The sequence below is a fragment of the Streptomyces sp. NPDC051064 genome (assembly GCF_044455985.1).
GTDB lineage: Bacteria > Actinomycetota > Actinomycetes > Streptomycetales > Streptomycetaceae > Streptomyces.
In genome coordinates this window covers 1-16,309 of the sequence record NZ_JBITFK010000015.1, presented here as the reverse complement: position 1 = coordinate 16,309, position 16,309 = coordinate 1, and the positions used below count along the sequence as shown (strand labels likewise).

14 protein-coding genes are annotated in these 16,309 nt (G+C 70.9%); 7 read left to right on the top strand and 7 right to left on the bottom strand.

The window, feature by feature from the left end; genetic code table 11:
• Positions 1-219: 219 nt before the first annotated feature.
• Positions 220-810 carry a GNAT family N-acetyltransferase gene (locus ACIBCU_RS36250; RefSeq protein WP_399236759.1) on the top strand — a complete coding sequence of 197 codons (591 nt, stop codon included), beginning with the start codon at positions 220-222 and terminating at the stop codon, positions 808-810.
• 10 nt (positions 811-820) lie between these two features.
• Positions 821-1,996 carry a winged helix-turn-helix domain-containing protein gene (locus ACIBCU_RS36245; protein WP_399236757.1) on the top strand — a complete coding sequence of 392 codons (1,176 nt, stop codon included), beginning with the start codon at positions 821-823 and terminating at the stop codon, positions 1,994-1,996.
• Between the two features lie 23 nt (positions 1,997-2,019).
• Here ACIBCU_RS36245 and ACIBCU_RS36240 read toward each other — a convergent pair whose 3' ends face one another.
• From ACIBCU_RS36240 to mtnA, 7 genes are all read right to left on the bottom strand, one after another.
• The gene (locus ACIBCU_RS36240; RefSeq protein WP_399236755.1) at positions 2,020-2,772 is read right to left on the bottom strand and encodes a response regulator; all 753 of its coding nucleotides are present in this window, start codon (positions 2,770-2,772) and stop codon (positions 2,020-2,022) included.
• 194 nt (positions 2,773-2,966) lie between these two features.
• Entirely contained in the window at positions 2,967-3,656 is a 690-nt protein-coding gene (hpf, locus tag ACIBCU_RS36235; protein ID WP_362927056.1) for a ribosome hibernation-promoting factor, HPF/YfiA family, read from the bottom strand.
• A 329-nt stretch (positions 3,657-3,985) separates the two neighbouring features.
• The gene (locus ACIBCU_RS36230; RefSeq protein WP_399236753.1) at positions 3,986-4,702 is read right to left on the bottom strand and encodes a ComF family protein; all 717 of its coding nucleotides are present in this window, start codon (positions 4,700-4,702) and stop codon (positions 3,986-3,988) included.
• Positions 4,703-4,811: 109 nt separating this feature from the next.
• The gene (locus ACIBCU_RS36225; RefSeq protein ID WP_399236751.1) at positions 4,812-6,671 is read right to left on the bottom strand and encodes an LpqB family beta-propeller domain-containing protein; all 1,860 of its coding nucleotides are present in this window, start codon (positions 6,669-6,671) and stop codon (positions 4,812-4,814) included.
• Positions 6,661-8,694 (bottom strand): MtrAB system histidine kinase MtrB, encoded by a 2,034-nt coding sequence (gene mtrB, locus ACIBCU_RS36220; protein ID WP_362927059.1) that lies wholly within the window; start codon positions 8,692-8,694, stop codon positions 6,661-6,663. Before mtrB ends, ACIBCU_RS36225 begins: the two co-directional genes overlap by 11 nt.
• Before the next feature lies 1 nt (position 8,695).
• A complete protein-coding gene (mtrA, locus tag ACIBCU_RS36215; protein WP_187281934.1) occupies positions 8,696-9,385 on the bottom strand; it encodes a two-component system response regulator MtrA in 690 nt (229 codons plus the stop codon).
• Positions 9,386-9,389: 4 nt separating this feature from the next.
• Entirely contained in the window at positions 9,390-10,538 is a 1,149-nt protein-coding gene (mtnA, locus tag ACIBCU_RS36210; protein ID WP_399236748.1) for an S-methyl-5-thioribose-1-phosphate isomerase, read from the bottom strand.
• Positions 10,539-10,678: 140 nt separating this feature from the next.
• On the opposite strand from mtnA, the gene ACIBCU_RS36205 reads away from it, so the two are divergent.
• From ACIBCU_RS36205 to ACIBCU_RS36185, 5 genes are read left to right on the top strand one after another with little or no spacing between them, the layout of a single operon-like run.
• A complete protein-coding gene (locus ACIBCU_RS36205; protein ID WP_362927061.1) occupies positions 10,679-11,887 on the top strand; it encodes a glycerophosphoryl diester phosphodiesterase membrane domain-containing protein in 1,209 nt (402 codons plus the stop codon).
• Between the two features lie 4 nt (positions 11,888-11,891).
• Positions 11,892-12,584, top strand: a complete 693-nt coding sequence (locus ACIBCU_RS36200; RefSeq protein WP_362927062.1) for a DUF4129 domain-containing protein — start codon at positions 11,892-11,894, stop codon at positions 12,582-12,584.
• The gene (locus ACIBCU_RS36195) at positions 12,581-13,810 is read left to right on the top strand and encodes a DUF4350 domain-containing protein (RefSeq protein WP_399236746.1); all 1,230 of its coding nucleotides are present in this window, start codon (positions 12,581-12,583) and stop codon (positions 13,808-13,810) included. The genes ACIBCU_RS36200 and ACIBCU_RS36195 overlap by 4 nt, the downstream gene beginning before the upstream one ends.
• The gene (locus ACIBCU_RS36190; RefSeq protein WP_399236744.1) at positions 13,807-14,826 is read left to right on the top strand and encodes an AAA family ATPase; all 1,020 of its coding nucleotides are present in this window, start codon (positions 13,807-13,809) and stop codon (positions 14,824-14,826) included. Before ACIBCU_RS36195 ends, ACIBCU_RS36190 begins: the two co-directional genes overlap by 4 nt.
• A 10-nt stretch (positions 14,827-14,836) precedes the next feature.
• Positions 14,837-16,150, top strand: a complete 1,314-nt coding sequence (locus ACIBCU_RS36185) for a DUF58 domain-containing protein (RefSeq protein WP_399236742.1) — start codon at positions 14,837-14,839, stop codon at positions 16,148-16,150.
• Positions 16,151-16,309 lie beyond the last annotated feature (159 nt).

The window sequence follows — 16,309 nt, the reverse complement described above, 5'->3', positions numbered from 1 at the left end:
CGGGCCTGGCACTGGGTCGTGTGATGGACTCTGGCGCGGGCACGGCAGGTGGACCCCACCGCAACGGCCATCGTAAGCGAGGACCCCGCCACGCCGGGAGGGCTGCCGCCGCGTTCTCCCCACCGCGCCCTTCCAGGACAACGGCCGGAGTGGACGGAAGGTGCCGGGAAGCGCCGAAAAGTGCTCGCGTCCCGTGCTCCCCGTCACCAGAATCCATGCATGGAACCCACCACTCTCACCACGGAACGCCTGCTCATGCGCCCCTTCGCGCCCGGGGACGCGGAGGCGGTCCACACCGCGTGCCAGGACCCTGACATCCAGCGGTGGACAGTGGTCCCCTCGCCGTACACGCGTGCAGACGCGGAGCTCTTCACCGGGAAGCTCTCGCCCGCGGGCTGGCAGGAGGACACGACGTACAACTTCGCGGTACTGCGGCGGGACGACGGGCAGCTCGTCGGCGCGCTCGGCGTCATGCGCCGCATCCTGCCGGGCACGTACGAGGTGGGCTTCTGGACGGCCAAGGAGCACCGCGGCACCGGTTACGCGACGGAAGCGCTGATCGAGGTGGCCCACTGGGCGTTCACCGCCCTCGCCGCGGACCGCATCGAGTGGCGGGCCGAGATCGGCAACACCCCGTCCCGTGCGGTCGCTCTCCGTGCGGGCTTCCGCATGGAGGGTGACCAGCGGTCCGCCCTGTTCAACAAGGGGATACGGCGCGACACGTGGAACGCCGCGCTGCTCCCGGCCGATCTGGGGCTGCCCGGCACGCATCCCTACCGGCCGGCCCCCGATGTCAGTGGCGCGCTCTAGGGTTCGACACATGACGTCTGTGCCGCCGCCCGTCCTGGAAATCTCCGCCGACCAGGCCCGCCGCATCGCCCTGCGCGCCCAAGGCCTCCTGGGCGCCCCGGACCGCCGGGGCGGGGTCCCGGGAGTGCTGCGCCGTCTCGGAGCGGTCCAGCTCGACACCATCTCGGTCCTGGCCAGGTCGCACGAGCTCGTGCCCTACGCCCGCCTCGGCGCGCTCGGCCGCCGCGCGGTCGACGATGCCTACTGGTCGGGCGGCCGTTCGTTCGAGTACTGGTCGCATGCCGCCTGTGTCCTGCCCGTCGAGGAGTGGCCGCACTTCGCGTTCCGCCGCCGCGCCTACCGGGCCCGCCCGCACTGGACCCACGACCTGCCCGACGGGGCGTACGAGACGGTGATCAAGCAGCTGCGCGCCGAGGGTCCACTGACGGCGACCGAGCTCGGCGGCGCGAAGAACGGCGGGGAGTGGTGGGACTGGTCCGCTTCCAAGGTCGCCGTGGAGCGGGCCCTGATGTACGGCGAGGTGGTGTGCACCGAGCGGCGTGGCTGGAAGCGGGTCTACGACCTGGCCGAGCGCGCGATCCCGGACGCCGTGCTCCACGACGACCTGGACGACACGGAGTGCCTGCGCCGGCTGGTCGCCCTGGCGGGACGGTCGCTGGGTGTGGGTACCCGGGCGGACATCGCCGACTACCACCGGCTCAAGGCCGAGCAGTTCGACGCCGTGGTGGCGGACTCCGGGCTGGTGCCGGTCTCGGTGCGGGGCTGGGCGAAGCCTGCCTGGGCCCACCCGGAGGCCCTCGCCTCGGAGCCGCGCGGACGGCACCGTACGACGCTGCTCTCCCCCTTCGACTCACTGATCTGGGAACGGGCGCGTACGGAGCGGATCTTCGGCTTCACCCATCGTCTGGAGGCATACGTCCCCCGGCCCAAGCGGATCCACGGCTACTTCGCGATGCCGCTGCTGGCGGGCGGAAGGCTGCAGGGCCGGGTCGATCCGGCCAGGGACGGGGCCACGCTGGTCGCCCGGCAGGTGTCCCTGGACGGCGCGAAGTCCGTGATGCCCATGGCCGAGGCCCTCGTGGAGGCGGCATCCTGGGTCGGCTGCACGGATGTGCGGCTGGAGCGCGTCGACGCACCTGAGCTGCGCGAGCCGCTCATGGGGGAAATCGCCCGCGCCCTCGCATAGGCCGGACGGACCGCGCCCTCCCGCTACCTGATCTCGAGGATCTTCTCCCGCATGGCATAGACCACGGCTTCCATCCGGGAGTGCAGCTGGAGCTTCTCCAGAATGTTGCGGACGTGGTTCTTCACCGTGTTCTCGGAAATGAACAATTCCTTGGCGATATCACGGTTGTTCATGCCGGTGGCCACGAGTTTGAGCACTTCCAGCTCCCGCTCGGTGAGCCGCGGCGCGGGGACGAGCCTGCGCTCGTCAGTGCGCTGAATCATCGACTTGAACTCGGTGAGCAGTTTGGAGGCCATCGACGGGCTGATCTGGGACTGGCCGTCCGCCACCGCGCGAATGGCCGTGGCCACCTCGTCGGTCGAGATCTCCTTGAGCAGATAGCCGGTGGCGCCCGCCTTGATCGCCTCGTAGAGGTCGCCCTCCTCATCGCTGATCGTCAGCATGATGATCTTCGCGCTGGGGGCCACCTCCTTGATGGAGGTGCAGGCCTCGATGCCGCCGCGCTTGGGCATCCGCACGTCCATCAGCACGATGTCGGGCAGCAGGTCCGCCGCCTTGTCGACCGCTTCCGCCCCGTCCCCCGCCTCTCCGACGACCTGGATGTCCTCCTCCTGCGCGAGGACGATCTCCAGACCTCTGCGGAACAGCGCATGATCGTCCACCACAAGGACCCTGATGGGTTCCTTGCGGGAACTGCCGTCGTCCGCAACGGAGTCCGTACCGGCAGTGCTGTCGGCGTCGTTCGTCCCGCGCACGGGCCCGAAGGTGTCCGCCATCGTTCCTCCCCCTGAAGGCCACTGCCTGAGGTCACAGGCTGTCCGCCAACGTCAGTGCACAGAGCACTGATTGGCCTGGGGCGCCATGATTTCATGCCTGGCCGCCGAAGCGGCGCCCCCGCGGTCATGCGCGGTGCCCCTGGAGGCGCGCGGACGCTTCCAGGGGCACCGCGATCGGCTGTGAGCGGTGGGTGTCAGCCGCCGAGCGCACCGCCCGCGCCGCCTGCCCCGTCGGAGGCCAGCGGGTCGGTCCTCAGGTGGATGACACCGTAGTCATAGGCGTGCCGCCGGTAGACGACACTGGGCTCCTTGGTCTCGGAGTCGACGAACAGGTAGAAGTCGTGCCCGACCAGCTCCATCTCGTAGAGCGCCTGGTCGAGCGTCATCGGCGCTGCCACGTGCGTCTTCTCGCGCACCACGAGCGGCCCTTCGCCCTGGACCTCGAGCGAGCCGATCCTGGTCGTGGGCACGGACGGCTCCGGCTCCGTCGGGATGAGTTCGCCGTCCCCGTTGAACGAGGCGGCGTCCGGCACGACCTCTCCGACCTCGGCTGCGGACCGACGGCCGTTGCCGCGCCTGCTGTAGCGCTTGTCGTGCTCCTTGCGCAGCTGGGTGTCCAGCTTGTCGGTGGCCAGGTCCAGCGCTGCGTACGGGTCGCCTGCTGCCGCTTCCGCCCGGACGACCGGGCCGCGCGAGCGGAGCGTGATCTCCACCCTTGCCGCACGGTCGGCCTGACGGGGATTCGGCTCCTTGGACACCTCGACGTCGAGGCTGATCACCTTGCCGTCGAACTTCTGGATCTTGTCCAGCTTCAGTTTCTCGGCCACGTGCTTGCGGAACCGCTCGGGCACCTCGGTCTTGCGGCCCTTGACGACGATGTCCACGCAGAACTCCGTTCCCGGATCGCTCCGCTTCGGCGGCGGAGCATCTCCCTTTTGCACCAGGCTCCGGTGATCGCCGGAGCCGCGGACTCGGTGGCTGTCACCTCCTCCTCCCCCATCGGCAGGGTCTCCACCCCACCGATTTCCATGCTTCTGGCGTACCAGTGAGTTACCTGCCCGAAACCTGGTGGCGCATTCGCGGAGGCACGGAATTCACCGTCCCTCACAACCGAACATAGCCTGACCACCACCGTCTCGGCACCCGCTACTCACGCGTACCTCCGATCGGGCCCCTTTACCCACTCACTACCTGCAACGACGCAAGTAATCTGTCAGTTCCGGTTTATTTCGAAGGCAGACGGAGAAGCTGCGACAACCGCGGCACGGAGCCCTTCCTCCGGGCCGTCGCCGGGGCGCGCTCCACGGACCGCGCGGGCCGCCTCCGCCAGCGACGATCCCGTCGTCAGCAGGTCGTCCACCAGCACGACGCGGCCCCCGTCGAGCAGCCTCCGGCCGCCGTCCGCGACGACGAGAGCACCCGCCAGATTCGCCTGCCGCTCCCGGGCCCCCAGCCCCGCCTGGTCGGCCACCCCACGCCGCTGCCGCAGCACGGCGGACACCCGCGCCCGCGTGCCTCCACGCCGCAGTTCGGCCGCCGCCGCGGCCGCGATCCTGCGCGCCGGGTCATGGCCGCGTCCGGCCGTGGCCCGCCGCGCCGACGGCACGGGAACCAGCAGCAGCGGGCCCGCGTCGCCCGCATGCCCCGCTCCGGCCCTCACGGCGGCCGCCAGCGCTCCGCCGAGCACCCCTGCGAGGCCGAGTGCCCCTCGCTCCTTGTGGGCCAGCAGCATCGCGCGTACGGCGTTCTCGTACGGCGCCGCCGCGTGGACCGCCGGCAGACCCGCCGGCTCGGGCGTCGGCCTCACACGGCGCGGCCCGGCCTCCAGACCGGAGGCGCACTCCTCGCACAGCTCTGTCCGCGGTCTGCCGCAGCCCCCGCAGGCCACGGGCAGCACCAGTCCCACGATCTCCTGCCACCAACCCCGCACGGTCCCACTGTGACCGGCCGACGGGCACTCGGCCATCCCTGTGGAAAACCCCTGTGGACAGGCCTGTCCTCGCGCCGACGGTGCGGGCTGCCCCGACGGGCAGCACCGCTCAGCCCGGGTAGACCAGCGAGGAGCCCTCCTTGAGGACCGTCTGCCAGTTGTCCCCCGGCGACAACTTCACTATCCCGTCGCTCTCGGTGTCCGCCATCAGCGGGAGCTGGTCGTCGTCGGCAGCCGCGACAGCCGTCACCTGGTTCACACCGGGCAGGACCCCGGAGGACGAGGTGGATCCGTCGGCCTGGACGTAGCGCACCTGCTGCACACCACCCTCCTCCTTGCCGACCACCACGAGACGGCTGCGGCCGGACCAGGAAACAGCCGTCACATCGGCCAGCTGGGGCGCGGCCTGGCGCAGGTCCTCCACCGATACCTGCTCGGTCCCGCCCGAGCCATGACGCTCGACCCGGCCGATGAGCAGCGTCGTGTGCCCGTCCCTCGAAACCCGCAGGGCGATCCGCACCCCGTCCGAGGACATCCGCAGGGCCTCGATCCGCCCGCCGCTCAGACCGGGCACCGACACCTCCTGCGGCGCTCCGGCACCGTCGACCAGACGCAGCAGCCTGGGATCCGACGGGTCACGGTCGGCGACCCACAGATCGCCCTTGCCGTCCCAGCTCGGCTCCGACAGCCGGTCCGCGGCCTTCTTGGCGCTACTGGTCACCACGGGGGCGGCCAGCTCGCCCTCCTCGGTGAGGGAGGACACGTAGAGATGCTGCTGGTTCTCCGAGACCGCGGCGGCCAGTTCCTCGTCCCTGGCCACACCCACGGCGCTCATGGCCACCGTCCCGCTGCCCAGCGGACCGGTCACCGGCTCCGGATCGCCACTGCCCCTGCTGCTTCCGGGGATGCGCTGCACGCGCCCCTTGTCGTCCACGAAGTACTGGCTGTCGGGCTCGTCCGAACCCTTGCCCGAGGAGAAATCCTCGGCCTCGTCGGCCCCGAGGGAGCACAGCGGACCCTGCTGACCCTGCAGTTCCACCTGCCCCACCCGGGCGGACGTCAGGTCGCGCAGCGTGAAGAGCACCTGGGCCGCCATCATCCGGCAGACGTCCGGCCCGACCTTGTCGGCCTTCTTGTTGAGCGGCACCTTCAGGACGTTCTGGTCGTCGGTCGTCAGCGAGGTGACCCCGCTCTTCAGCGCCGTACCCGCGGGAAAGCGTGAATCGACCACCGGCCGCAGCCAGTTCGACGGGCCCTCCAGCAGCGTTCGCACCGTCTGCGTGGCCGTGTCCATCCGAGTGACGGGGTCCGTGCGGTTCCGTACGTAGACGGGATCGGCGACCAGCGCGGCCTCGTCGTCCGTCCGCCCGGCGGCGAAGTAGTACTTGTTCACGGGCCGGTAGAGGCGCTTGAAGTCGGACTGCCCGAGCACCAGGCCGTCCGGCACGATGTCGATGCGCCATTCCTGCTTGCCGTCCGTCCCCTTCTCCCGGACCAGATGAAGCATCTGGGAGTACTCAGACGGGGCCAGCGGCCGGTACGAACTCTGCGCGTCGACCGCCGCCACCTGCTCGCCGGTCAGCGTGTAGGTGGTCTCGGCGGCCCCGCGTGCCTTGTCGTGGATCGTGGGACCGTTGCGGTTGGGCGCCTTCGCGAGCACCGTGGTGCCCTCGCCCGGCTGCCAGCTCCGGCCCGCCTGGGCCGTCAGATACTTGCGGGTCGTCTCGAAATCGGGGTCGTCGCTGGTCATCGACTCCAGGAAGCCGTCGACGACCTCGATGGGCGTGGCGCCCTCCCTCGGCGGCACGGCGTACACCTGAACCTGGGAATCGCCGGGTTGCGAGGCGTCGACCGCCTTCACGTCGCCGGTGACCGGCATCGCTCCGCACCCGGCGAGCACCATGACGCCGCAGCCGAGCAGCACGGACAACCGCGCCGCCCGCCCGCCCCGACGGCGGTCAGTGTCCACGAGTCGTGTCCTCCTGCTCCGGATCCTGCGTCTCTGGGTCGGCGCCCCCGCCAGGCCGGCCCCCGGCCGGACGCGACACCACACGTGCTCCGCTGCCCGGCAGAGCCGTCGGGTCGACCGACGTCGCCACACGCGGCGCCGCGGGCCCGTGCGCCGGCACCGCCAGGTGCGAACGCGCCGTGGAACCTGTCTGGCTCGGTACGGACATCAGCCGCTGTTCGCGCACCGCCGGCACCGCCTCAGCACGCTCACGGTCCTCCCGGTTGCGCCGGGAGTCCTCCGGCTCCAGCGGTATCGGCGAACCGCGCAGCGGCTCGTCCGCCGTGCGCGGCAGGGTCAGCCGGAACTGCGAGCCGCCACCGGGCTCGCCCCATGCCTGCAGCCAGCCTCCGTGCAGCCGGGCGTCCTCGACTGCGATCGACAGCCCCAGACCGGTGCCGCCGGTGGTGCGGGCACGTGCCGGATCCGCCCGCCAGAAGCGGTTGAAGACCCGGGTCGCCTCGCCCGGCTTGAGCCCCACGCCGTAGTCCCTGACCGCCACGGCCACAGCACCCTGCGCGACACCCATACGCACGATGACGTCCCGTCCGTCGCCGTGCTCGACGGCGTTGACGACGAGATTGCGCAGGACCCGCTCGACCCGGCGCGCGTCGGCCTCCGCGACCACGGGCTGTTCGTCACCCACCACCCGGATCCGGGTGCCCTTGCGCTCCGCCAGCGGCTCGGCACCGCCGATCACCCGCCGGACGACCGTACGCAGATCTATGGGCTCGGCCTCCAGCGCCGCGGCGCCCGCGTCGAACCTGCTGATCTCCAGCAGATCGGAGAGGAGCGACTCGAAGCGGTCGAGCTGGTCCCCCAGCAGCTCCGCGGACCGGGCCGTGACCGGGTCGAAGTCGACACGCGCCTCATGGATGACGTCGGCGGCCATCCGCACGGTCGTCAGCGGGGTGCGCAGCTCATGGCTGACGTCCGAGACGAAACGCCGCTGCATACGGGAGAGCTCCTCCAGCTGCTGGATCTTCAGCTGGAGATTCTGCGCCATCTTGTTGAAGGCCTCGCCGAGGCGCGCGATGTCGTCCTCACCGGTGACCTTCATCCGCTCCTGGAGCCTCCCCGCGGAAAGCCTCTCGGCGATCCCCGCCGCCATCCGTACGGGCGTGACGACCTGGCGCACCACGAACCAGGCGATGGCACCGAGCAGCACGACCACGAACAGGCCGGCCGTGGCCAGGGTCGTCGTCACCAGGGTCAGCGACTTCTCCTCCTGCGTGAGCGGGAAGAGGTAGTACAGCTCGTACGGGTTGTGGTCGACGTCGTAGAGCCGCTTGCCCACGACGAGCCCGGGCTCCGCGTGCTTCCCGTGCGAGTACTTGATCAGCGAGTACGTCTGGAAGGCTCCCGCGCCCTTGCCCACGTCGTCCCGCAGCTTCTGCGGGATGCTGGACGCGTCCACGCTGCCCGAGCCGCGCGGGGCGCGGCTGGTGGTGCCGTGCCCGGCGGAGTCGGGGCTGAGCGCCACCACGTTGAAGGCGTTCGTGCCACCACTGGCGAGCTGGTCGACGAGCTCGGTGCGCCAGGAGGTGTTGGCCGTCATGCCGTCGGCGCCCTCCTCGCTCTGGTCACCCGGGACGAGAGGCGCGTTGGCGTTCGTCTGGGCGGCCGCGAAGCCGCCGGCCGCCTGTGTCTGCGCGGCCTTGCCCTTCGCCTCGAGCAGGCCGTTACGGACCTGCCCGATCACGACGAAACCGAGGAGCAGCACCACGGCGATCGACATCAGCAGCGTGCCCGCCACGACGCGGAGCTGCAGATTGCGCCGCCACAGGCGGACAGCCGGCAGCAGCGGGCCACGGATCCACCGCATCAGCAGCCGGGGCACGGGGCCGCCGGGCGTCCGGTCGCGGAACAACCGGCCGCCCAACGGGGCCCGGCCGAAACGAGGAGCACTCCGTGCCGGACCGGCAGCCCGCTCCGTACGGGCCCCGGGCACCCCGGGTGGCGGAGCAGCGCTGCCCAGGGTCATGTCAGCTCGGTCCGGCCTTGTAACCGACACCACGGACGGTCACAACGATCTCCGGCCGCTCCGGGTCCTTCTCCACCTTCGAGCGCAGCCGCTGGACGTGCACGTTCACCAGACGGGTGTCGGCGGCGTGGCGATAGCCCCAGACCTGCTCGAGCAGCACCTCACGGGTGAAGACCTGCCACGGCTTGCGGGCGAGGGCCACCAGCAGGTCGAACTCCAGCGGGGTGAGGGCGATGGACTGCCCCTCCCGCTTCACCGAGTGGCCCGCCACGTCGATGACCAGGTCACCGATCGCCAGCTGTTCCGGCGCGGGCTCTTCGGACCTCCGCAAACGCGCCCTGATCCGGGCAACCAACTCCTTCGGTTTGAACGGCTTGACGATGTAGTCGTCGGCCCCGGATTCCAGGCCCACCACCACATCCACCGTGTCGCTCTTGGCAGTGAGCATGACGATCGGCACACCTGACTCGGCCCTGATCAGCCTGCAGACCTCGATGCCGTCCCTTCCGGGCAGCATGAGGTCCAGCAGCACCAGGTCGGGCTTGGCCTCACGAAATGCGGCCAGTGCCTTGTCGCCGTCCGCTACGAACGACGGCTCGAAACCTTCTCCCCGCAGCACAATGCCGAGCATCTCGGCCAGTGCGGTGTCGTCGTCGACGACAAGGACGCGTCCCTTCATAAACGACATCATCCCATTAGCTAATCGTTACCTGCGATGACCTGGCACACAGCTCTGCCAGTCCGACCCCCGTGACCGGGGAAATGACGCCCTCCTCCGTGACGACCGCCGTGACCAGTTCGGGCGGCGTGATGTCGAATGCGGGGTTGTACGCATGGGTTCCCAGGGGCGCGACGACCGTCCCGCCACCCTCGCCCCCGGCCGGAGCACCCGGCCTGGATGTGAACTCTGTCACTTCCGCCGCGGAACGCTGCTCCACGACGATCGATGTGCCGTCCACCGTCTCCAGATCGATCGTGGTCGTGGGCGCCACGACGAGGAACGGCACGTGGTGGTACTTCGCGAGCACCGCCAACGGATAGCTCCCCACCTTGTTGGCCACCGAGCCGTCCGCGGCGATGCGGTCCGCCCCGATGATTACGGCATCCACCTCCCCCGCCGCAAACAGCGAACCCGCCGCGCTGTCCGTGAGCAAGCTGTACGGCATCCCGTTCCGCGCCGCCTCGTACGCCGTCAGCCGGGCGCCCTGGAGCAGCGGCCGGGTCTCGTCCACCCACAGCTGCCGCAGGCTGCCCTTCCGGTGCGCCCTCAGCGCCACCGCGAACGCGGTCCCCGCACCACCGGACACGAGCGCCCCGGTGTTGCAGTGGGTCAGCAGCCGGTGCCCGCCTCCGCCCGGAAGGAGCTCCCCGAGCAGCTCCAGACCGTACTGCGCCATCCGACCACTGGCCGCCGCGTCCTCCTGATGCAGTGACCGTGCCTCGGCCAGGGCCGCCACGGCAGCCGCCTCCGGGCCGGACCCGCTCCCGGCCGCCGCCCGGTACGCCCTCGCCACCCGCCGCGCCCCGTACCCGAGGTTCACCGCGGTGGGCCGCGCCTGTTCCAGCAGCTCCGCCGCCTGAGCCACGTCCTCACCCCGGGCAGCGGCCAGCGCCACCCCGTACCCCCCGGCGATACCCAGCAGAGGTGCCCCTCGCACCGCGAGAGTCCGGATCGCCCGCACCAGCGCGGGCACATCGGCACACACCAGCTCGGCCTCCTCGGCCGGCAGCCGCGTCTGGTCGAGGAGCACCACCGCAGGACCTTCCGGGGGCTCGTCCCAGCGGAGTACGGAGAGGGCCGGAGGCTCGATACCCACCGGCGATTGCGCGTCCTGATCAGCCATCTGCCCAGTCTGCCCGCTGAACCGCCCGTGCACGAAGGCAAGAAGGAGATACAGCGCCAGACCCGCACCGGACCGACGCGTGGCACGATGGCTGGCAACCTGCCGCCCCGATGAGCGGACAGGACTGTGAAGGAGCGACGATGAACGACTCTCCGGGCTGGGCTTCGCCCGGATCCGCCCCCTCCGACGGCCAGGAGACGGGCATTCCCAAACCCTCCGCTCCCGTCGACGGAAGCGGGCCCGCCGGACAGTGGTCTCCCGCACAGCCGCCTCCGGGGCAGTGGTCGCCGCCGAGCGCCCCCGGCACCGGCCCGGGCGCGCCACCGCCCGCTCCGGGCTGGGGCGGCATGCCGCAGGGATCCGGGTGGGGCCGCCCGCCCATGGCTGCGAAGCCCGGCGTCATCCCGCTCCGCCCCCTGGGGGTCGGCGAGATCCTCGACGGCGCGGTGTCCACCATGCGCACCCACTGGCGCACGGTGCTGGGCATCAGCCTCACCGTCTCCGTGATCGCCGAGATCGTGATCATCCTCCTGCAGCGCTATGTGCTGCCCGAGCAGGAGTCGGTCGACCCGAACGCGACCGGGGCGGAGGCGCTCCGCCAGGCCGCCGACTCGGCACAGTCCCAGCTGATCAACAGCGCCCCCGGCACGATCGTCGCGATGATCGCCACGCTCATCACGACCTCGGTCCTCACCGTGGTGATCAGCCGCTCCGTGCTCGGCCGGAGCCTGACGCTCTCCGAGGCATGGGCCGAAGCTCGCCCCCGGCTCCTCCCGCTCCTCGGGCTGACCCTTCTGCTGAGCCTGATGAGCGCCGCGATCATGGCGGTGGGCCTGCTTCCCGGCCTGGCTCTCGGCGGCGGTGCGGGCGGACTCGCCCTGACCTTCCTCGGCTTCCTCGTCTCCTGCGGCGTCGTTCTTTGGCTGATGATCCGCTTCACGCTCGCGGCGCCGGCGCTGATGCTGGAACGACAGTCCGTGATCACTTCGCTCCGCCGGTCCGCCAAGCTGGTCAGAGGGAACTGGTGGCGGACGTTCGGCATCCTGGCCCTCACCTACCTGCTGGTCGTCGTCCTGACCTTGATCATCGCGATTCCGTTCGGCATCATCGCGGTGACGGTGGACAGCGACGGCCTGAGCGAGTTCCTCAACAGCAGCTCGACGGACTTCGGCTGGCCCTTCCTCATCATCACGGGCATCGGCGAAGTGATCGTCTCGACACTCGCGTACCCCTTCACCGCCGGAGTGATGGCCCTGCTCTACGTCGACCAGCGCATCCGCCGCGAAGCCCTCGACCTCGAACTGGCCCGGGCCGCGGGCGTGCCCGGCTACGACACCCCCAGGAGCTGATGCGGTGACGGGGGCGGGGGGCACCACCGCAGCAGTACGACTCATCCGGGCGGGCGAGGACATACCCGTGGACACTTCACGCCTCCCCGCCCGCGAGGCGGCGCAGGACGAACTGTCCGACCCGATGTACCACGAGCACGACCCGAACCTCCTCGAACGCGGCCTCGACCGCTTCTGGGACTGGATCGGTGACCTCTTCGCCGGCGCCGCCGACGCCGCCCCCGGCGGCCCGCTGGGACTCGTCGTGCTTGCTCTGGCCGTGGTCGGCCTGGGGGCCGCCCTGTGGTGGAGGCTCGGCACACCGCGGCGCGCTCCCCGTTCCCCTGAGACGCTCTTCGACAGCACCACCCGCAGCGCGGCCGACCACCGCACCGCCGCCGCCGCGCACGCCGAAGCCCGGCGCTGGACCTCAGCCGTCCAGGAACGGATGCGCGCCCTCGTGCGCTCCCTGGAGGACCGGGCCGTGCTCGATCCACGCCCCGGCCGGACCGCGGACGAGGCGGCCGCCGAGGCGGGCCGGCTGATGCCCGCACACGCCCACCGGCTCCGCGCCGCCGCCCGCGTCTTCGACGACGTCACATACGGGGGCCGCACCGCCGACGAGGCCGCATACCTGACCCTGTGCACCCTCGACCTCGAAATCGAGGCCGCCAAGCCCTTGCTGACCACCGGCACGGCCCGAGGGGCCGCCGGATGACCGCCGTCGCGGCCGTTCCCACCACCTCGGAATCCCGCAGCCCCCAACAGATCTGGCAGCGCGTCCGGGGGCTGCTGCTCGCCCTCCTCATCCTCGTCATCGCCGGGGTCGCCCTTGCCGCCGTCCGCTCCGGCGGCCAGCACGGCCGGCTCGATCCCCGCTCCGCGGACCCTTACGGCAGCCGGGCCGTCGCCGAACTCCTCAAGGACCGCGGCGTATCCGTCGAGGTCGCCACCACCCTCGACGAGGCCACAGGTGCTGTGGGCCCCGACACCACCCTGCTCGTCGCCGGACCCAACGTGCTCACCGCACACCAGCAGCGGCGCCTCCACGCGGCGACCGCCGGCTCCGGGGGCCGCACCGTCCTCGTCGCCCCTGGCACCCCCTCCGTGGCCCGGCTCGCCCCCGGCGTCCACCCGGAAGCCCACGGACCGGTCACCGCACGCCCCCCACGCTGCGAACTCCCCGCGGCCCGCACTGCGGGGACCACCGACATGGGCGGCATCCACTACGCGACGGACGCACGCCGAGCCACCGCCTGCTACCCGGACGACGGGCTCGCCTCCCTCCTCCTCCTGCCGGGGCAGAACGCCGGCGACACCGTGCTGCTCGGCTCCCCCGACCTCCTCTACAACGACCGGCTCGACCAGCAGGGCAACGCCTCGCTGGGCCTGCAACTCCTCGGCTCCCGCACGCATCTCGTCTGGTACCTCCCCTCGCTCGACGATCCCTCCGCAGCCGAAGGCGGCGCGGCCGGCCGGGACGACGACAGTGACGGCGGAACCGAAGGAGAGAGCGGCTTCCTCGGCCTCATCCCCTCCGGCTGGCTCTGGGGCACCCTCCAACTGGCCCTCGCCGCCGTGCTCGCCGCTGTCTGGCGCGCCCGTCGCCTCGGCCCTCTGGTCACCGAGCACCTGCCTGTGGCCATCCGGGCCTCCGAATCCGCTGAAGGACGGGCCCGCCTCTACCGCAAGGCCGACGCCCGCGACCGCGCCGCGGCCGAACTGCGCTCCGCCACCCGAACCCGCATCTCCGCCCTCCTCGGTGTGTCCCCCCATGACGCCGATTCCCGCGCGGTACTCCTTCCCGCCGTCGCCACACGCCTGAGCAACCCGGGCAGCGACCTCGGCGACCTCCTCTTCGGCCCTGCGCCGGCTGATGACGCCGCGCTCGTCCTTCTGACCGATCAACTCGACGCCCTCGAAAGAGAGGTACGCACGTCATGAGCGCCCCGACCCCGGAGACCGCCGAGCTTGCGGCAACCGCCGGGGCCCCTGTGGCCCCGGCGAACTCCGACAGCGCCCGCGCATCCCTGGAAGCCCTCCGTTCCGAGATCGCCAAGGCCGTGGTCGGCCAGGACCCGGCCGTCACCGGACTGGTCGTCGCTCTCCTCTGCCGAGGCCACGTCCTCCTGGAGGGCGTGCCCGGAGTAGCGAAAACCCTCCTGGTCCGCGCACTTGCCGCCTCGCTCGAACTGGACACCAAGCGCGTCCAGTTCACCCCCGACCTCATGCCGAGCGACGTCACGGGCTCACTCGTCTACGACGCCCGGACCGCCGAGTTCTCCTTCCAGCCCGGACCGGTGTTCACCAATCTCCTGCTCGCCGACGAAATCAACCGAACCCCTCCCAAGACGCAGTCCTCCCTGCTGGAGGCCATGGAGGAACGTCAGGTCACCATCGACGGGTCCCCACGGCCGCTGCCCGACCCCTTCCTGGTGGCGGCCACCCAGAACCCTGTCGAATACGAGGGCACCTACCCGCTGCCCGAGGCTCAGCTGGACCGCTTCCTCCTCAAACTGACAGTCCCCCTTCCCTCACGCGAGGACGAGATCAACGTGCTCACTCGCCACGCGGACGGGTTCAACCCACGTGACCTCAAGGCAGCAGGCATACAGCCCGTCGCCGGCCCCGCCGACCTCGAAGCCGCACGCGCCGCCGTTGCCAGGACCTCGGTCTCCCCCGAGATCGCTGCCTACGTCGTGGATATCTGTCGTGCCACGCGTGAATCCCCCTCACTCACCCTCGGGGCCTCCCCCCGAGGAGCCACCGCACTGCTCTCCACCGCACGGGCATGGGCCTGGCTCACGGGCCGGGACTACGTCACCCCGGACGATGTGAAAGCCCTCGCTCTGCCCACACTTCGTCATCGCATACAGCTGCGGCCGGAAGCGGAGATGGAGGGAGTCACCCCGGACTCCGTCATCACCTCTGTCCTCGCCCACGTCCCCGTCCCCCGGTGAGGCGGTGACCATGGCCCTCACCGGACGGGCCGCCCTGGTGGCGGCTCTGGGGTCACTCCCCGTAGGCATCCTGGCCCCTAGTTGGACGGGCATGCTCGCGGTCAATGTCCCGCTCTCACTGGCAATTCTGTGCGACTACGCCCTTGCTGCGCCAGTGCGTACGCTGCAGTTCACCCGATCCGGTGATACATCCGTTCGACTCGGCGACACCGCAGCAGTGCAACTCACAGTGACCAATCCGTCCCGGCGCCGGCTCCGAGCCCACCTCCGCGATGCGTGGCCCCCCAGCAGCTGGACCTCGGAGTCCGAACAGGCTTCGTCCCGCCATCAGTTCGGCGTACCCGCCGGGGAACGCCACCGCCTGACCACCTTCCTGCATCCGTCGCGGCGTGGAGACCGCCAGGCCGACCGCGTCACTGTCCGGTCGTTCGGTCCCCTCGGTCTCGCGGCCCGGCAGGGATACCACCGCGTCCCCTGGACGGTCCGCGTGCTGCCACCCTTCGCGAGCCGGAAGCACCTGCCCTCGCGTCTGGCCCGGCTTCGTGAACTCGACGGCCGGACCAGCGTTCTCACACGTGGAGAAGGCACGGAGTTCGACAGCCTGCGCGCCTATGTCCCGGGAGACGACACCCGTTCCATCGACTGGCGGGCCACTGCCCGCCAGTCCGCGGTCGCTGTCCGCACCTGGCGCCCTGAACGCGACCGCCACATCCTCGTCGTCCTCGACACCGGCCGCACATCGGCGGGCCGGGTAGGTGACGTGCCGCGACTCGACGCAGCCATGGACGCGACCCTCCTCCTCACCGCGCTCGCCACCCGCGCCGGCGACCGTGTGAACCTGATCGCCTACGACCGGCGTGTCCGGGCCCAGGTACAGGGGAGAACAGCGAGAGGGGACGTCCTGTCGACTCTCGTCAGCACCCTGGCCACTCTGGAGCCCGAACTCGTGGAGACCGACGCGCGTGGTCTCAGCACGGCCGCACTGGCGAGCGCTCCCCGCCGCTCCCTGATCGTCCTCCTGACGAGTCTGGACGCCGCACCTATCGAGGAGGGCCTCCTGCCCGTTCTCCCGCAACTCACCCAGCGACACACGGTTCTGGTCGCAGCGGTGGCGGACCCCCACGTCGAAGTGATGACCCACGCGCGAGGCACAGTGGACGCGATCTACGAGGCCGCCGCGGGCACGCAGGCACAAGCTCAGCGCCGCCGCACCGCGGACCAGCTCCGGCGTCATGGCGTCACGGTCGTCGATGCCGCACCCAACGACCTCGCCCCCGCCCTGGCTGATGCCTACCTCGCGCTGAAAGCGGCCGGCCGACTGTAGAAGGTACGGGCAGGCGGCCCTCCAATCCGCGGAGCGGAGGGCCGCCTGCCAACTCTGATTCAGTCCGTGAACGCAGAAAAGCCCCGTGCCACAAGGGCACGGGGCTTTCCCGGAATAATTGTTCGGCGGCGTCCTACTCTCCCACAGGGTCCCCCCTGC